The following is a 16,125-nucleotide window of genomic DNA, read 5'->3' as shown; positions in this document are numbered from 1 at the left end:
GCGGCAACCGGCTGCCGACTTTTCTTCTGTTTCCGCTTTTCAAGGTACTTCATGCAACAACTGATCAGCCGTCGCGCCACCACTGTGGCACTGCTGATGATGGCCGGCGCCGCCTGGGCGCAAACGCCGCAGGCCTTGCCGTATGCGACCCAGCCCGCCCGTATCCAGGTCGAGCATGCCAGGGGCGTGACCGAGCTTCCCCTGGCTCCTCAGCGCGTGGTGGTGTACGACCTGGCTTCGCTGGACACCATGCAGGCGCTCAAGCTGCCGGTGGCGGGCGTGCCCAAGGCCCATTTCCCGGCCTATCTGGCCGGCTACGCCGATGCCCGTTACCAGGTGGCGGGCTCGCTGTTCGAGCCCGACTACGAGGCGCTGAGCCGCATCCGCCCCGATCTGATCGTGGTGGCCGGCCGCTCGGCCAGCAAGTACGAAACGCTGAGCCGTATCGCGCCCACGCTGGACCTGAGCACCTCGGGCCAGGACTTGCTGGGCGATATGCAGCGCAACGTGACCGCACTGGCCAGCCTGTGGGGCAAGCAGGATGAGGGCGCGCAGCTCATGCAGCAGGTGCGCAGCGATGTGCAGGCCACCCGCGCTGCCGCGGCCAAGGCCGCGCCAGGCCTGCTGGTGCTGGCCGTCAACCGGAATATGAGCGGACAGACCCCGGGCTCGCGCTTCGGTCTGCTGCATGACGTGCTGGGCGTCAAGCCCGCCTTGCCCGCAGATCCGGCGCAGGCGCGCGGCATTGCGCTGAAGATGGAAGATATCGCCAGGATTGACCCCGAGTGGCTGTTCGTGATCGACCGCAATGCGGGCACGGGCAGCACCCGGGACAAGGACGGCAAGCCGGTCGTGCCGTCGCGGGAGCTGTTCGACAACGACACCATCAAGAACACCCGTGCAGGCCGCAGGCAGCAAGTGGTGTTCGTCGATCCGCAGCTCTGGTATTTGCTGGGCAGCAGCGGCCCCCAGGCCATGCGGGCCAATGCGCAGCAGATTCGCGCTGCATTCGAGCGCTAGGCTCCGCGAAAGACAGCAAAGTTAATAGCTGCTTTCGCCAATGAATAAAGGGTTTCAATGCATAAAAGCATTGAAACCCTTTTTTATTAAGCGCAGCAAGCTATCAAAAGTATCAGGCAGCGGGCTCCGAAGGCTCGGGCGGCAGCAGCTGCTTGCCAATCAGCTGCCAGGCCTTGGCGGCATCGGCCTGGCCGGCAAACAGATGGCAGCTGGCGGCCGTCATGGCGATGCGGCCGTTCTCGGGCTCCAGGTCAAAGGCCAGCTCGCATTGCGCAGCGGCGTTGGCCCACATGACCAGCGCGTTCTTGTTCTCTTCCTTTTGCAAGGCATGGGCCTCGGCCATCCAGGCCTGTGCCAGGCGGAAGGCGGCTTCGGGCTCGCTCATATCGGCCTTGTGAGCCAGATAGAACTCCTTGCCGGCGGCCTGCCAGAATGCGCGGGCCTGCTCGAAGTCCTGCGTGGCAATCTTCTGGGCCTGCTGCACCAGCGCGTTGCCGGCCTGCAGATGGGCCTGATAGGTGGATGCGTCTTGATCTTGGGACATGGCGCTTATTGTCCTCATTGCAGGGCCCGGCCGAGCCCGTCCGCGCGCATCGCCCCTGAACAGGCCCGGGGCATTGCCGGTGCCTGCCGGCGGCTTGCCGCTAGTAGCGAAAGTCCAGCTGATGCGGGCCCTTGCCGATCTCTGCCGCCTGGGTCTGGCTGCTGCCTTCCTTGGTGGTGGCCGTGATCTTGTAGCTGCCGGCGGGCAGCTGGATCAGACAGACCGGGCCGTTGGCCGTGAAGCGGCTGCTGTCCTTGGCTGAGCTGACCTCGACCGCCACGTTGGCCAGATAGGCGCCGTCCTTTTGCGCAAACAGCAGCGACAGCGGGTAGTCCTTCATCGCGGCGCGCATGAGCGTGGATTCGTCCTCGCCTATGCCGCCGCAGCTGTAGCGCAGGGCGCCGGCCTGCTGCATATCGGGAATCCGGCCCTGAGCCAGAGCGGGCAGGCCGAGAGCTGCGCTGGCGGCCAGGGCCAGGCAGGCAGCGTTTCTCAAGCAATGCATGGTGTTTCCTTTCTGCGATACACGGCCGGCCATCTTGCGGCCGGGACGCGCAGCTCCATGTCATCCCCGCGCGGTGCTGCTTGTGGGCATCCCCGGCATTTACGCCTGGTTGCTTCCGGAAACAGGTGCCTGGGCTGATGCGTTAAGGTCCGCAGGCAGACTCAGCCCGATGCTGGTGACGGACAGGTCGGAGCGTGCAAACGCCTGTCCGCCGTGCATGCGTGCAATGGCGGCCACGATGGACAGGCCCAGGCCGTGGTTGCGATCGGCCTGGCTGCGGGCAGCGTCTGCACGGTAGAAGCGGTCAAACAGCCTGGACAGATGCTCGGCTGAAATGGCCTGCCCCTGGTTCTGCACCGCCAGCGTGACCTGGCCGGCCTGCGGCGAGCTGATCTGTATTTCTATGTGGCTTCCCGGTGTGGCATAGCGGGTGGCATTGCCCAGCAGATTGGACAGCGCCCGGCGCAGTAAACGCGCATCGACCTGGGCCTGTGCATCGCCCTGTACCCGCACCTGCAGATCGGCCTCCTGCAGCGCGGCCTCGTGGTAGTCCACCACTTCGTGCGCGAGGCTGGCCAGGCTGGCCACCTGAATGCGGTGCGCGCTCTCGCCGCGATCGGCGTGAGAGAGAAAAAGCATATCCGCCACGATGCCGGCCATGCGCTGCAGATCCTCCAGATTGGAGGCCAGGATGTCGCGCAGCTCGCCCGCATCGCGGGGCTTGCGCAGAGCCAGCTCGCAGCTGCTGATGAGTGTGGTCAGCGGGGTGTTGAGCTCATGGGCCACATCGGCGTTGAAGGCCTCCATCTGGCGGTAGGCCACGGCCAGCCGCTCCAGCAGCGCGTTGAACTGGGCAATCAGCGGGCGTAGCTCCTGGGGCTGGTTGCTGTCGTCAAGTCTGGTCTGCCAGTCGTGCGTGAGATCCTTGGCACCCAGTTGCCGGGTCTGCTCGACCAGCGAATGCAGGGGCGCCAGCCCGCGGCGCACCAGCCAGGCACTGAGCAGCGACACCAGCAGCGCACCGCTGACGGCAGCAAGGCCCAGAATCCAGGCCAGCTGGCGCAGCAGGGCATCGTCGGGGCGGCGGTCCAGCATCAGCAGCACCTGCACGACCTGCTGCTCCTGCGGATCCACATGGGCCGGCAGCACGACGCTGAAGCTGCGCCGGGCGCTGTGAACATCGTCGAGGGGCTGGTGCAGTTTCTCGAACAGCAGCGCGCCACTGGCATAGCTGACGCGGATCGACATATCCTCGTGGCCCGTGAGAAAGTCGGACAGCATGTGCTGCATGCTGGACGCGGAGCGATTGGCACGCGCCTGTTGCAGAAGATGGGTGACGGTGACTTGCTTTTGCTCCAGGCTTTCCTGCTGGCGCTGGGCCAGGGCCAGCCAGCTGCCCCAGTAAACGGCCACGCAGACCAGGCCCAGGCCCAGCATGGTCTGCAGGGCCAGCGAGCGTGACAGCCGCCGGCTCAGGTTCGGGATCTGAGGAGTGCTTGGAGAGGCGTGATCAGCGGTCATGAGTGGCTGCTATGCTGGACGATTCATCGTTTGCGGTTTGCTGGAAAAGGAATGGATCATGAGTCTTGATAACGCCATCATGAACAACTACGCCTTCTTGCTGGAGATGTACGAGGACAGCTATTTCCCCGAAGAGCTGGTGCGCAAGGGCGAGGATATTCTGCGCGAACTGTGTCTGCAGATCGAGCAGCAAAAGCCGCAGAATCTGGAGCAGCTGTATCGATTGAGCCATGCTGCGACCGAGCGTTTCAACGATCTTCAGCAGGAGTTCGAAGAGCAGGGCAGTGAGCTAGAAACGGCGGCACGTGAATGCATTGCAGCTGACTTCGAGGCCATTGCCAAGGCTTATGGTTTTGAAGATGCGGATGTGGAGGAGCTGATCGCTCTACGCGAATGGTAAGCACCGGCCATCAGACATCAAGGCGAAGCTCCAGCACATAGCCCATGCCGCGCACCGTGTGCAGCAGGGGCAGCTCGAAGGGCGCGTCGAGCTTGAGACGCAGGCGGCGCACGGCGACCTCGACGACATTGGTTTCGCTGTCGAAATTCATGTCCCAGACCTGGGAGGCCAGCTCGGTACGCGACAGCACTTCGCCCTGGCGCCGCAGCAACAGACTCAGCAGATTGAATTCCTTGGCCGTCAGGTCCAGCCGCTGGCCCGCACGCGTGGCGCGGTGACGCAGCAGATCCAGCTCCAGATCGGCCATGCGCAGTACCGTGGCTTCGGGCGTGGCCTGAGCCTGCAGGCCGCGGCGCAGCAGTGCATGAATGCGGGCCACCAGCTCTGAAAATGCAAAAGGCTTGACCAGATAGTCATCGGCGCCGGCCTGCAGCCCTTTGACGCGGTCTTCCACCTGGGCGCGGGCCGTGAGCATGAGCACCGGCGTCTGGCGGGACTGGCGCAGAGCCGCCAGCACGGCCAGGCCGTCTATGCCGGGCAGCATGCCGTCCAGAATGATGAGATCGTAAGGCTGCTCGGTGGCCAGATGCAGGCCGTCAATGCCGTTGTGCGCGGCATCGACCACAAAGCCTTCCTCGCCCAGGCCTTTTTGCAGGTACTCGGCGAGTTTGGTTTCGTCCTCGATGACTAGAAGCTTCATGCGCAGATTGTCGAGCAAGTCGGTTGTTTGCGAAGATGACAAATTTGTCATCTTGAGGTCAGAACCCTGTGGGGTCTACGAGACTAGATTTGCTCCGCTTGCACAAGACTGCCAATGGAAGGGCAGGCATGCCGGCGGAGCATCACCATGACATTCATCACCAAGGCGGCCGCTGCGTTGCTGGGCAGCGGTTTGGGCCTTTTTGTGCCTTGTGCCTGGGCGCAACAAGCTGCGCCAGCAACAGCAACAGCAACAGCAACAGCAACAGCAACAGCAACAGCAACAGCAACAGCAACAGCAACAGCAACAGCAGCTCCCATCAGCCTGCAGGCCGCACTGTCGCTGGCCATGGAACACAACCCCAGTCTGCGAGCGGCAGCGCAGGCTCTGGCGGCCAGCGAGGGGGCGTTGATCCAGAGTCGCGCCAGACCCAATCCCGAGCTGGCCTATTCTCAGGAAGACACGCGCCGCGAAACCCGCTCCATGACCCTGCAATGGAACCAGTCCATAGAGATCGGCGGCAAGCGCGAGGCCCGCATGAAGGCGGCCGAGCATGGTCGCGAACTGGCCCGGGCCGAGCTGGAAGCCGCGCAGGCCGGCCTGCGTGCCGATGTGCGCACGGCATTTGCCAATGTGCTGGCCGGCCAGCAACGCGTGCAGCTGCATCAGAAGACGCTGGAGATTGCCAGCAGTGCCCGCGATGCTGCGGCCAAGCGCGTGCTGGCAGGCAAGGTGGCCCCGCTTGAGGAAACCAAGGCCCGTGTGGCCGAGAGCAGTGCCGAGCTGGCGCTGGTGCAAGCGCGCTCCGGTCTGCGTGTGGCACGTCAGCAGCTGGCGGCGCTGTGGGGAGCGCAGCCTGCGGCATTTGGCAGCGCGGTGGGGGAGCTGGCGCAACTGCCGGTGCTGCCCGATGAAGGCTTGATGCTGGAAAAGCTGGAGCATTCACCGCAGATGCTGCGCGCGCAGCAGGCCGTTTTTCAAGCCAGGTCCGTCGCCGAGCTCGAGCGTGCCAGGCGCCTGCCTGACCCCAGCGTGAGCCTGGGCATGAAGCGTGCACAGGAAGTGGGGCGCAATCAGCTGGTAGTGGGTATCTCGGTGCCGCTGCCGATTCTGGACAGCAACCGCGGCAATCAGCTGCAGGCACTGCGTCTGGCCGACAAGTCCGAGGACGAAATGCTGGCCACGCGCCAGCAAATGTACGCACAGTTGCAGCAGCAACGCGAGCAGCTGCAGACCAGCCGGGCCCAGGCCGAGCAACTGGCGCAGCAGGTCTTGCCGGCGGCCGAATCTGCTTACGAAGTCGCTGCCAAGGGCTTTGCCCTGGGCAAGTTCAGCTATCTGGAAGTGCTGGATGCCCAGCGCACGCTGGCCGAGGCACGTAGCCTCTATCTGGAGCAGCTGGTGGCAACCCATCAGGCGGCTGCCGACATCACCCGCCAACTGGGCGATGTGCCCGGTCTTGAGTAAGAACAAGCACGCATCATGAATTCCACATCCCCTAAGCCCCGCCGCACGGCGATTGCCATTGCCATCATCCTGGCGCTGGGTGCGGCCGCTGCTGCAGCCATTGTCTACGGTACGCAGCCAGCGGCTGTAAGCGCCGAAGGCCATGATCACGGCGCTGCAGACAAGAGTCATGCCCATGAAGAAAAGAACGGGCATGAACATGACGAAAAAGAGGGGCATGACCATGGCAGCGAGCCTGGGCATGAACAGGCTGCCAGCACCGGAAAACCCGCAGTCAAGCCCGAATCCGCTCATGAGGATGAGGGCCTGCTCAAACTCGATGCAGAGCGTGCCAGGGCTGCGGGCGTGGCGCTGGCCGAGGCCGGCCCGGCGTTGATAGCCAGCATGCTGCAGTTGCCGGGCGAGATTCGCTTCAACGAGGACAGAACGGCCCATGTGGTGCCGCGGGTGGCGGGCGTGGCGCAGAGCGTGGCGGCCAATCTGGGGCAGGTGGTGAAGAAGGGGCAGTTGCTGGCCACCCTCACCAGCCCTGCGGTATCCGAGCAGCGCAGCGAGCTGATGGCCGCGCAAAAGCGTCTCGCACTGGCGGGCACCACCTATCAGCGCGAAAAGCAGCTGTGGCAGGAAAAGATCTCGGCCGAGCAGGATTATCTGCAGGCCCAGCAGGCCCAGCAGGCACTGCGCGAGGCCGAGATCGCGTTCGCCAATGCGCAGCAGAAGCTGGCTGCGATCGGTGCCGGCTCAGGCTCTGCCGGGGCGCTGAACCGCTTCGAGCTGCGCGCTCCCTTCGATGGGGTGGTGGTGGAAAAGCATCTCTCCGTGGGTGAGGCCGTACAGGACAGCACGGCCGTGTTCACCATCTCCGATCTGCGTTCGGTCTGGGCCGAAATGAAGGTGGCAGCCAGCGACCTGCCCTTTGTGCGCGTGGGCGAACAGGCCACTGTGCGTGCGACGGCCTTTGAATCGAAAGCCACGGGGACGGTGGCCTATGTGGGCGCCTTGATAGGGCAGGAAACCCGCACGGCACCGGCACGCATCACCCTGGACAACCCGGATGGCGTCTGGCGTCCGGGCCTCTTCGTGAATGTGGATCTGACGGCATCCGGCCAGAAGGCAGCGGTGACGGTGGCCAGTGCGGCCATCCAGAAGATCGACGGCGACAAGCCCGTGGTGTTTGTGCCGGTGGACGGCGGCTTCAAGGCGCAGGCCCTGAAGCTGGGCAAGACCGATGGCCAGAACACCGAAGTGCTGCAGGGCCTGAGTACAGGTCAGCGCTATGTGAAGGACGGGGCCTTCGTCCTGAAGTCCGAGCTTGGCAAGGCAACGGCCGAGCATGTGCATTGATTGCCCCCTGAGGCGCTGCGCGCCTTCCCCCAAGGGGGACGACCCCCTCGCCTGGGCGGCCCCGCCGCGAGGCGGCTCTTGCTCGGTGTCTCTGGTTTGGATTGCGCCAGTGTGACAGGGCAGATGAAGATATTTGGAGTTTGAATGTTTGAGCGCATCATCCGCTTTGCCATTGCCCAGCGCTGGCTGGTCATGCTGGCCACGCTGGCCCTGGTGGGCCTTGGCATCTACAACTACCAGCGCCTGCCCATCGATGCCGTGCCCGACATCACCAATGTGCAGGTGCAGATCAATACCTCGGCGCCCGGTTATTCGCCGCTGGAGACCGAGCAGCGCGTCACCTTTCCCATAGAGACCGTGATGGCCGGCCTGCCGGGGCTGGAGCAGACCCGCTCGCTGTCGCGCTACGGCCTGTCCCAGGTGACCGTGGTGTTCAAGGACGGCACGGACATCTACTTTGCACGCCAGTTGGTTAACGAGCGCATGCAGCAGGCGCGCGACGCCCTGCCGGCGGGCGTCGCGCCTGCGCTGGGGCCTATCTCCACGGGGCTGGGCGAGATCTATCTGTGGACCGTGGAGGCCGATGAGGGCGCCACCAAGCCTGACGGTTCGCCCTATACACCCATGGATCTGCGCGAGATCCAGGACTGGGTCATCAAGCCCCAGCTGCGCAATGTGGCGGGCGTGACCGAGATCAACTCCATTGGCGGCTTCGCCAAGGAATATCTGGTGGCGCCGCAGCCGCAAAAGCTGGCGGCCTATGGTTTCACGCTGGCCGACATCGTCGCGGCGCTGGAGCGCAACAACGCCAATGTGGGCGCCGGCTACATCGAGCGCCAGGGCGAGCAGTATCTGATCCGCGCACCGGGGCAGGTGGGGGGCATTGCCGATATTCGCGAAGTCATCGTGGGGTCGGCGCAAGGCCAGCCGATTCGCGTGCGCGATCTGGCCGATGTGGGCCTGGGCCGCGAGCTGCGCACGGGGGCTGCCACGGACAATGGTCGCGAAGTGGTGCTGGGTACGGTGTTCATGCTGATTGGCGAGAACAGCCGCGCAGTGGCGCAGGCGGTGCATGAGCGCATGCAGGTGATCAACAAAAGCCTGCCGCCCGGCGTGAAGGCCGTGACGGTGTACGACCGCACCAATCTGGTGGACAAAGCCATTGCCACGGTCAAGAAGAACCTGATCGAAGGCGCGGCGCTGGTCGTGGCGATTCTGTTCCTGTTCCTGGGCAATCTGCGGGCAGCGCTGATCACGGCGCTCATCATTCCGCTGTCCATGCTGTTCACCTTCACGGGCATGGTGCAGATGCGCGTCAGCGCCAACCTGATGAGCCTTGGGGCGCTGGACTTCGGCATCATCATTGACGGCGCGGTGGTGATCGTGGAGAACTGCGTGCGCCGTCTGGCCCATGCGCAGGCCGCAGCAGGCCGATCTTTGACCCGCAGCGAACGTTTCGAGGAAGTGTTTGCGGCAGCCAGGGAGGCACGGCGTCCGCTGCTGTTCGGTCAGCTCATCATCATGGTGGTCTATCTGCCCATTTTTGCGCTCACCGGTGTGGAAGGAAAGATGTTCCACCCCATGGCGCTGACGGTGGTGATCGCGCTGCTGGGTGCCATGCTGCTGTCTATCACCTTCATCCCTGCCGCGATTGCGCTGTTCATGGGCGACAAGGTGGCCGAGAAGGAAAACCGTCTGATGGAGTGGGCGCGCCGTGCCTACGCGCCGGTGCTGGACAAGGTCATGCGTGCACCTGCAGTGGTGTTGACGGCGGCCAGTGTCATCGTCGCCCTGAGTCTGTTGCTGGCTACGCGCATGGGCAGCGAGTTTGCGCCCAATCTCAATGAAGGTGACTTTGCGATCCAGGCGTTGCGCATACCGGGAACAAGCCTTACGCAGTCGGTGCAGATGCAGATGCAGATCGAGAGCGAGCTCAAAAGGCAGTTCCCTGAAATCGAGCGTGTGTTTGCGCGCACCGGCACGGCAGAGATCGCCTCCGACCCCATGCCGCCCAATATTTCGGACGGCTACATCATGCTCAAACCGCGTGAGCAATGGCCCGATCCGGCGCGCTCGCGTGACGATCTGCTGGCTGCCGTACAAGAGGCTGTGGAAAGGATTCCGGGCAGCAACTACGAGTTCTCGCAGCCGATTCAGCTGCGCTTCAATGAGCTGATCTCGGGCGTGCGCAGCGATGTGGCCGTCAAGATCTTCGGCGACGACATGGCTCAGCTGGAAAAGTCCGCGCAGGCCGTGGCCGCCATGCTGCAGAAGATTCCTGGCGCTTCCGAGGTCAAGGTCGAGCAGACCACGGGCCTGCCCATGCTCACGGTGCAGATCGACCGCGAAAAAGCCTCGCGCTACGGTCTGAACATGGGCGATGTGCAAGATGCCATCAGCACAGCATTCGGCGGGCGCGAGGCCGGCACGGTATTCGAGGGAGATCGACGTTTCGCGATCCAGGTGCGTCTGCCCGAGGCCATGCGCAGCGATGTAGACAGCATAGGCCGCCTGCCGATTGCGCTGCCGCGCGGCGGCGACGGGCGTCTGGGCTTTGTGCCGCTGTCATCGGTGGCGACGGTGGAGCTGGCACCGGGCCCCAACCAAGTCAGCCGCGAGGACGGCAAGCGCCGCATCGTGGTCAGCGCCAACGTGCGCGGGCGCGATATCGGCTCCTTCGTGGCACAGGCTCAGCAGGAACTCGAAGGCGTTGCGCTGCCTGCAGGTTACTGGACACGCTGGGGCGGAACCTTCGAGAACCTGGAGTCGGCCCGCCAGCGTCTGATGATCGTGGTGCCCGTGGCGCTGGTGCTGGTGTTCACGCTGTTGTTTGCCATGTTCGGCAATGTACGCGACGGTCTCATCGTCTTCACCGGCATTCCGTTTGCATTGACGGGCGGGATTGCGGCGCTGTGGCTGCGCGGAATTCCGCTGTCCATTTCGGCGGCCATCGGCTTTATCGCACTCTGCGGCGTGGCCGTGCTCAACGGCCTTGTGATGATTGCCTATATCCGTTCGCTGCGCGAGCAGGGCATGGGCGTTGAACAGGCCGTCACCGTAGGGGCGCTCACGCGCCTGCGTCCCGTGTTGATGACGGCTCTGGTGGCATCGCTGGGCTTTGTGCCCATGGCGATTGCCACGGGAACGGGGGCAGAGGTGCAAAGGCCGCTGGCCACGGTGGTGATTGGCGGCATTCTCTCGTCCACGGTGCTGACGCTGCTGGTGCTTCCGCTGCTGTACAGACTTGGTTACCAGAAGCGCCAGTAGCCGTGCAAGCGCCAGCGTTCTGACTGGCGTTCCGATGTTTTCTGCACAGGGCCGATGCGAATGCATCGGCCCTTTTTGCATGGCGCTTCGTGCCGGGCAAGGCTCGCGAATCTTGAGCGCTGGCCCGATGCGAAGAAACGTACTGAAACACGGGCGTCATCGGGATGACACGAGCTTTGCCTAGATTCTTGCCGGTCGAAACCTGTCGACATCCAAGCGAAAGACTCCATGCAAAACAAGCGTTTGATCAAGGCGCTGGCGCTCGTGTGCCTGACGGCCGCCACGCTGGCCGCCTGTGGTGGCAGCGATGACAGCCCGCCTGCCCCGACGACCCCCACCAATCCCACCAATCCCACGACCCCCACCGAGCCGGCCAAGCCGGAGATGCGCTGTGCTCCCTGAGCGCAGTGACAGACAAGACGCCCTACCATGATTTCGCGACGCAATCTTTTGCAGGCCGGCAAGAACGCCGCCTTTTCTGCTGCCGCACTGGCCGCCTTTCCTCCCAGCATCCGCCGTGCGCTGGCCATTCCTGCCAACAATGCCACGGGCACGGTCATGGATGTGCAGCATGTGGTGATCCTGATGCAGGAAAACCGTTCCTTCGACCAGTACTTCGGCACGCTCAAGGGAGTGCGCGGCTTTGGCGACCGGATGACGATTCCCATGCCCAACGGCCGCAAGGTCTGGCAGCAGGAGCGTACCAACGGCACGGTCATCACGCCCTATCATCTGGACGGAACGGCCAACAATGCGCAGCGCGTTTCCGGCACTCCCCATTCCTGGCTGGACAGTCAGCAGGCCTGGGACAACGGCCGCATGTCGCGCTGGCCAGTGGCCAAGACGGACACCTCCATGGGCTATTTCAAGGAGCAGGAGCTGCCCTACCAGTTCGCGCTGGCCAATGCCTTCACGATCTGCGATGCCTACCACTGCGCCATGCACACCGGCACCGACGCCAATCGGTCATTTCACATGACAGGCACCAACGGTGCCATACCGCAGAACGTGGCCTTCGTGAATAACGAGTGGGATGCCATCAACGGCGTGCCCAGCGATGCCAACACCGGCTACACATGGAAGACCTATGCCGAGCGGCTGCAGGAAGCCGGGGTGAGCTGGATCAGCTACCAGAACATGCCCGACGAGTGGGGCGACAACATGCTGGGGGCGTTCCAGAACTTTCGCCGGGCGAATCTGGCCTCCGGCTTTCCTGTCTCCAGCGGCGGTGCGCCCAATGCGCCGTATACCAACACCGGCCAGGCCTTGCCCTATCACGCCTATGATGCGGCCAGCGACAACGCTGCCAATCCGCTGTACAAAGGCGTTGCCAACACCTTGCCCGGCAACAAGCCTGAGGAATACCTGGACGCCTTCAAGCGCGATATCCGCGAAGGCAAGCTGCCGCAGGTGTCCTGGGTCAATGCACCGTCCATCTATTGCGAGCATCCCGGCCCATCAAGCCCTGTGCAGGGCGCCTGGTTTTTGCAGGAGGTACTGGACGCGCTGACGGCCAATCCCGAGGTCTGGAGCAAGACCGTGCTGCTGGTCAACTTCGATGAGAACGACGGCTACTTCGACCATATGCCTTCGCCCTCGGCGCCATCGCAGAACGCCGACAAGACCTATGCAGGCAAGACCACGCTGCCGCAAGCCGATCTGCAGGCCGAGTACTTCACGCATGGCGCACCGGCGGGCAGCCGCAGCCAGCCGGCCCCCGATGGCCGTGTCTATGGTCCCGGGCCGCGCGTTCCGCTGTATGTGATCTCGCCCTGGAGTCGTGGTGGCTGGGTCAACTCGCAGGTGTTCGACCATACGTCGGTGCTGCGTTTTCTGGAGGCTCGCTTTGGCGTGCAGGAGCCCAATATCAGCCCGTTCCGTCGTGCGGTATGTGGAGATCTTCTGAGCACCTTCAACTTCAAGACTCCGAACAACGAGACACTGCCCGTGCTGGCCGGGAGATCCACACGCGGTGTCGCCGACCAGCTGCGTGCCGATCAGCAAAAGCTGCCTGCAGTGCCGGTGCCGCGCGACATGCAACTGCCTTTGCAGGCAGTCGGTACGCGTCCGTCGCGCGCCTTGCCCTACGAGCTGCACACCAGTGCGCGCTGTCAGGCCAACAGCCAGGTGGAGCTGGTGTTTGCCAACACCGGAACGCAGGCGGCCGTCTTCCATGTCTACGACCGCTACAAGCTCGATCGCACGCCACGCCGCTATATGGTGGAAGCGGGCAAGACGCTGTCCGATACCTGGGATGCCGTGCGTGACAACTTCGGCAAGTACGACCTCTGGGTGCTGGGCCCCAACGGTTTTCACCGCCACTTCAAGGGCGACCTGAATCGCCTGGGCAGTACACAGGCTGCCCCCGAGGTGCGTGTCTGCTACGACATCGCCAATGGCAACGTCTACGTGGATCTGATGAACAAGGGCGCTCAGGCTGCAGTGTTCACCATCACGCCCATGGCCTACCGCAGCGACGGCCCGTGGACGGTGGAAGTTGGCGCGGCTTCCAGTGCCGAGAGGCATTGGGAGCTGAAGGCCAACGGCCAGTGGTATGACTTTGCCGTGACCTGCAACAGCGATCCGGCGTACTACCGGCGCTTTGCCGGTCGCGTGGAAACCGGTCAGCACACGATCAGCGACCCTGCCATGGGCGAGGTATAGCGACCATGCTGCGCTTTGCGGACCTGTCTGGCATGCACCATTGGCCCTAATATGGCGCTCTTGTATGACGATGGATGCCCGCCATGACTTTCTTCGCACTGCGCGACCTTGTTGAAGACCTGCGTGATGCCCGGCCCACGCTATGGGCCGGGCGCAGCGAAGGGGTTCGTTCCACACACGCTATAGACGCAGTCGAGGTTCAGCAGGCTGTACAGCGTTTTGTACGCTTTGCACCCTTGCTGGCGCGGCTGTTTCCAGAGCTGCAGGCGTCTGGCGGACGTATTGAGTCGGCGCTGTTTCCCGTGCCGCAGATGCAGCAGGCTTTGCAGCTGCCCGAGCAACTGGGTCGGCTGTGGCTCAAGGCCGATCACAGCCTGCCAGTAGCGGGCTCCATCAAGGCGCGCGGTGGCGTGCATGAGGTGCTGGAGTATGCGGAGCAGATCGCTTTGCAGCATGGCCTGCTGGCCGATGGCGACTATCTGCAGCTGGCCTGCGATGCTGCGCGTGCGATGTTCGCCCGGTATCAGGTGGCGGTAGGCTCCACCGGCAATCTGGGCCTGTCGATTGGCGTCATGGCTTCGGGCCTGGGCTTCAAGGCGACGGTCCATATGTCTGCCGATGCCAAAGAGTGGAAAAAGCAGCGCCTGCGAGCCCGTGGCGTGCAGGTGGTGGAGCATGCCGGTGACTATGCCCAGGCCGTTTCTGCAGGCCGTGAGCTGGCCGACCAGGATGCGCACTGTCACTTTGTGGATGACGAGCACTCGCTTTCGCTGCTGCTTGGCTATGCGGCGGCGGCTCCGCACTTGGTCGCGCAACTTGCAGAGAACAAGATTGCTGTGGATGAAACGCATCCTTTGTTTGTCTATATTCCCTGCGGCGTGGGGGGCGCACCCGGTGGCGTGGCCCTGGGTCTGCAGCAGGCGTTCGGGCCGCATGTGCATTGTTTTTTTGCCGAGCCCGTGCAGTCGCCCTGCTTCATGGTGGAGATGCTGGCCGGTGCTGCAGCGCTGCCTGGTCTGGAAGCCCATCCTTCGGTCTATGAGCTGGGCCTGAACAACCAGACCGAGGCCGATGGCCTGGCCGTGCCGCGTGCATCGGAGCTGGCTGCCAACGTGGTGCGTGGCTTTCTCGGTGGCGTGTTCACGGTGGAGGACGAAACCCTGTTTCGCCATCTGTACCTGCTGAAGGATAGAGAGGGGCTGCAGATCGAGCCATCGGCGGCAGCGGGATTTGGCGGTCCGCGCGCCCTGCTGGAAAGTGCTGCGGGTCAGGACTATCTGCAGCGCCAGAAGCTGCTGCCGCACATGGCAAGCGCCACACATATCGTCTGGACCACGGGAGGCCTGTTTGTCCCCGACGAGGAGTACGCGAGGTTTCTGGCGCGCGGGCGCGATCTGTCGAACTGAGCGCCTTGCCCGGGTTAGCTGGGTTACCTGGGTCTTGGCGCCGTGCCCGCTTCACTCATCAGCATTAGCAGGCTGCGGTTGAAGTCCTCCACCACCAGCAGGCGGCCTGCATGATCGATGTCCATGCCCGTGGGGCGGCCGCCGGGGCGCAGTCCGTGCCTGGCATCCCAGTTGCTCAGCCATTGAATGGGCTTGCCTGAGGGGCGGCCCTTGCCATCCCGCGCAAAGCCCACGATGCGTTGACCGTCTGCGCGCTGGCCGTGCCAGGCCACCAGCAATTGCCCGCCAAACGCGCTGCCCGCAGGCGTGGCCAGCATTTGCAGCGGAGCCACATGGGCGGGCCAGAGCATATGCGGCGCCTCGGTCCTGCTGCAGTCAAAGCGCTTTTCATAGCCTTGTGCGTTCTGGCGTGCGCCTATGCAGTAAGGCCAACCGTAGTCGGCACCGGCGCGCAGCAGGTTGAGCTCTTCCGGCGGCTGTTTGGGGTCGCGGTAGTCGATATTGTTTTCGCCTTGCCAGACGGTGCCAGCTGCAGGGCCGTCAGGCATCACGGCCAGCGCCATGGAGTTGCGCAGGCCGCTGGCAAAGGGTTTGAATTCCTTGACGGGCTGCTTGCCAGCCTGCAGCACCAGGCGCCAGACGGCAGCGCGCGGCATGGCCGTGCTGCGCTCGGGGCAGGGCACAGGTTGCTTCTGGTCTTCACCCCGGCAGGCATCGGTGGCCGATCCCATATTGACGTAGAGGCTGCCGTCCGGCGCAAACGCCAGCTCCTTGAGCAGATGGGCGCCGTCGGCCGGCAGGCCGCTGGCAAGCATCTCGGGCTGAGGTGTCTGTCCGAGTGCAGGCACCGCAGCGCGCCATATCTTGTCGGCCTCGCCGATATAGATTTTGCCGTCAGGTCCGCGCGCCATTCCCGAAGGATAGTTGAGCTTGCTCAGCAGCACCCGGGCTTCCACGGCCTTGGCCGTGGTGTTGGCATTGGCGGGAGTCGCCGCGTCTGGCGGTAGGCGCAGCTCGATCAGCTGGCCCACCTGGGGCATCCAGTTGCCCATGTCCAGCACCCAGATACGGCCAGGCGCAATTTCCAGCACGCGACGCGGAAAGCGCAGGCCGTGGGCTTCGTCGGCAATCAGCCCCACGCAGGTGCCGGCGGGGCTGGTGATGGCCAGGCGCGGATAGATACCGCATTTGCCAGTGGAGGCATAGCCGCGCGCATGCGCACCTGGGCTGGCAGCCATGAGCAGCAGCGCAGACAGACTCAGAATCAACCGGTATTTGCGCTGCATG

14 protein-coding genes are annotated in these 16,125 nt (G+C 63.9%); 8 read left to right on the top strand and 6 right to left on the bottom strand.

Annotated features, from left to right (window positions below; all coding sequences use genetic code 11):
* The first annotated feature begins 51 nt into the window (after positions 1-51).
* Positions 52-1,020, top strand: coding sequence for a siderophore ABC transporter substrate-binding protein (locus tag CTATCC11996_RS04940; RefSeq protein ID WP_003073786.1), 969 nt, complete (start codon positions 52-54; stop codon positions 1,018-1,020).
* Between the two features lie 112 nt (positions 1,021-1,132).
* On the opposite strand, the gene CTATCC11996_RS04935 is transcribed toward CTATCC11996_RS04940, so the two are convergent.
* The 3 genes from CTATCC11996_RS04935 to CTATCC11996_RS04925 all read right to left on the bottom strand — a co-directional run bounded on the left by CTATCC11996_RS04935 (position 1,133) and on the right by CTATCC11996_RS04925 (position 3,590).
* A complete protein-coding gene (locus CTATCC11996_RS04935; protein ID WP_003073784.1) occupies positions 1,133-1,564 on the bottom strand; it encodes a hypothetical protein in 432 nt (143 codons plus the stop codon).
* Positions 1,565-1,664: 100 nt separating this feature from the next.
* A complete protein-coding gene (locus CTATCC11996_RS04930; RefSeq protein ID WP_042437610.1) occupies positions 1,665-2,069 on the bottom strand; it encodes a hypothetical protein in 405 nt (134 codons plus the stop codon).
* A 99-nt stretch (positions 2,070-2,168) separates the two neighbouring features.
* A complete protein-coding gene (locus CTATCC11996_RS04925) occupies positions 2,169-3,590 on the bottom strand; it encodes a heavy metal sensor histidine kinase (protein WP_003073780.1) in 1,422 nt (473 codons plus the stop codon).
* 58 nt (positions 3,591-3,648) lie between these two features.
* Between CTATCC11996_RS04925 and CTATCC11996_RS04920 the strand changes: the two genes are divergently transcribed.
* The gene (locus CTATCC11996_RS04920; protein ID WP_003073777.1) at positions 3,649-3,990 is read left to right on the top strand and encodes a DUF5713 family protein; all 342 of its coding nucleotides are present in this window, start codon (positions 3,649-3,651) and stop codon (positions 3,988-3,990) included.
* Positions 3,991-4,000: 10 nt separating this feature from the next.
* On the opposite strand, the gene CTATCC11996_RS04915 is transcribed toward CTATCC11996_RS04920, so the two are convergent.
* Both CTATCC11996_RS04915 and CTATCC11996_RS26095 read right to left on the bottom strand, forming a co-directional pair.
* On the bottom strand, positions 4,001-4,690 hold the full coding sequence (locus tag CTATCC11996_RS04915) for a heavy metal response regulator transcription factor (RefSeq protein WP_003073775.1): 690 nt from the start codon (positions 4,688-4,690) through the stop codon (positions 4,001-4,003).
* Between the two features lie 83 nt (positions 4,691-4,773).
* The gene (locus CTATCC11996_RS26095) at positions 4,774-5,010 is read right to left on the bottom strand and encodes a hypothetical protein (protein ID WP_238532396.1); all 237 of its coding nucleotides are present in this window, start codon (positions 5,008-5,010) and stop codon (positions 4,774-4,776) included.
* Between the two features lie 28 nt (positions 5,011-5,038).
* Between CTATCC11996_RS26095 and CTATCC11996_RS04910 the strand changes: the two genes are divergently transcribed.
* The 6 genes from CTATCC11996_RS04910 to CTATCC11996_RS04890 all read left to right on the top strand — a co-directional run bounded on the left by CTATCC11996_RS04910 (position 5,039) and on the right by CTATCC11996_RS04890 (position 14,838).
* A complete protein-coding gene (locus CTATCC11996_RS04910; protein WP_003073769.1) occupies positions 5,039-6,157 on the top strand; it encodes a TolC family protein in 1,119 nt (372 codons plus the stop codon).
* 15 nt (positions 6,158-6,172) lie between these two features.
* Positions 6,173-7,501: an efflux RND transporter periplasmic adaptor subunit gene (locus tag CTATCC11996_RS04905; RefSeq protein ID WP_003073767.1), complete on the top strand. Its 1,329-nt coding sequence runs from the start codon at positions 6,173-6,175 to the stop codon at positions 7,499-7,501.
* Between the two features lie 144 nt (positions 7,502-7,645).
* A complete protein-coding gene (locus tag CTATCC11996_RS04900; protein ID WP_003073764.1) occupies positions 7,646-10,768 on the top strand; it encodes an efflux RND transporter permease subunit in 3,123 nt (1,040 codons plus the stop codon).
* A 228-nt stretch (positions 10,769-10,996) separates the two neighbouring features.
* A complete protein-coding gene (locus CTATCC11996_RS25855; RefSeq protein WP_003073760.1) occupies positions 10,997-11,170 on the top strand; it encodes a hypothetical protein in 174 nt (57 codons plus the stop codon).
* Positions 11,171-11,197: 27 nt separating this feature from the next.
* The gene (locus tag CTATCC11996_RS04895) at positions 11,198-13,432 is read left to right on the top strand and encodes a phosphocholine-specific phospholipase C (protein ID WP_003073756.1); all 2,235 of its coding nucleotides are present in this window, start codon (positions 11,198-11,200) and stop codon (positions 13,430-13,432) included.
* An 83-nt stretch (positions 13,433-13,515) separates the two neighbouring features.
* On the top strand, positions 13,516-14,838 hold the full coding sequence (locus CTATCC11996_RS04890; protein WP_003073752.1) for a D-serine ammonia-lyase: 1,323 nt from the start codon (positions 13,516-13,518) through the stop codon (positions 14,836-14,838).
* Positions 14,839-14,861: 23 nt separating this feature from the next.
* On the opposite strand, the gene CTATCC11996_RS04885 is transcribed toward CTATCC11996_RS04890, so the two are convergent.
* Positions 14,862-16,124, bottom strand: a complete 1,263-nt coding sequence (locus CTATCC11996_RS04885) for a PQQ-dependent sugar dehydrogenase (RefSeq protein WP_003073749.1) — start codon at positions 16,122-16,124, stop codon at positions 14,862-14,864.
* Position 16,125 lies beyond the last annotated feature (1 nt).

Source organism: Comamonas testosteroni ATCC 11996 (genome assembly GCF_000241525.1).
Lineage (GTDB): Bacteria > Pseudomonadota > Gammaproteobacteria > Burkholderiales > Burkholderiaceae_C > Comamonas > Comamonas testosteroni.
The sequence above is the reverse complement of the archived record's forward strand: the minus strand, read 5'-3'. Positions and strand labels throughout refer to the sequence as shown.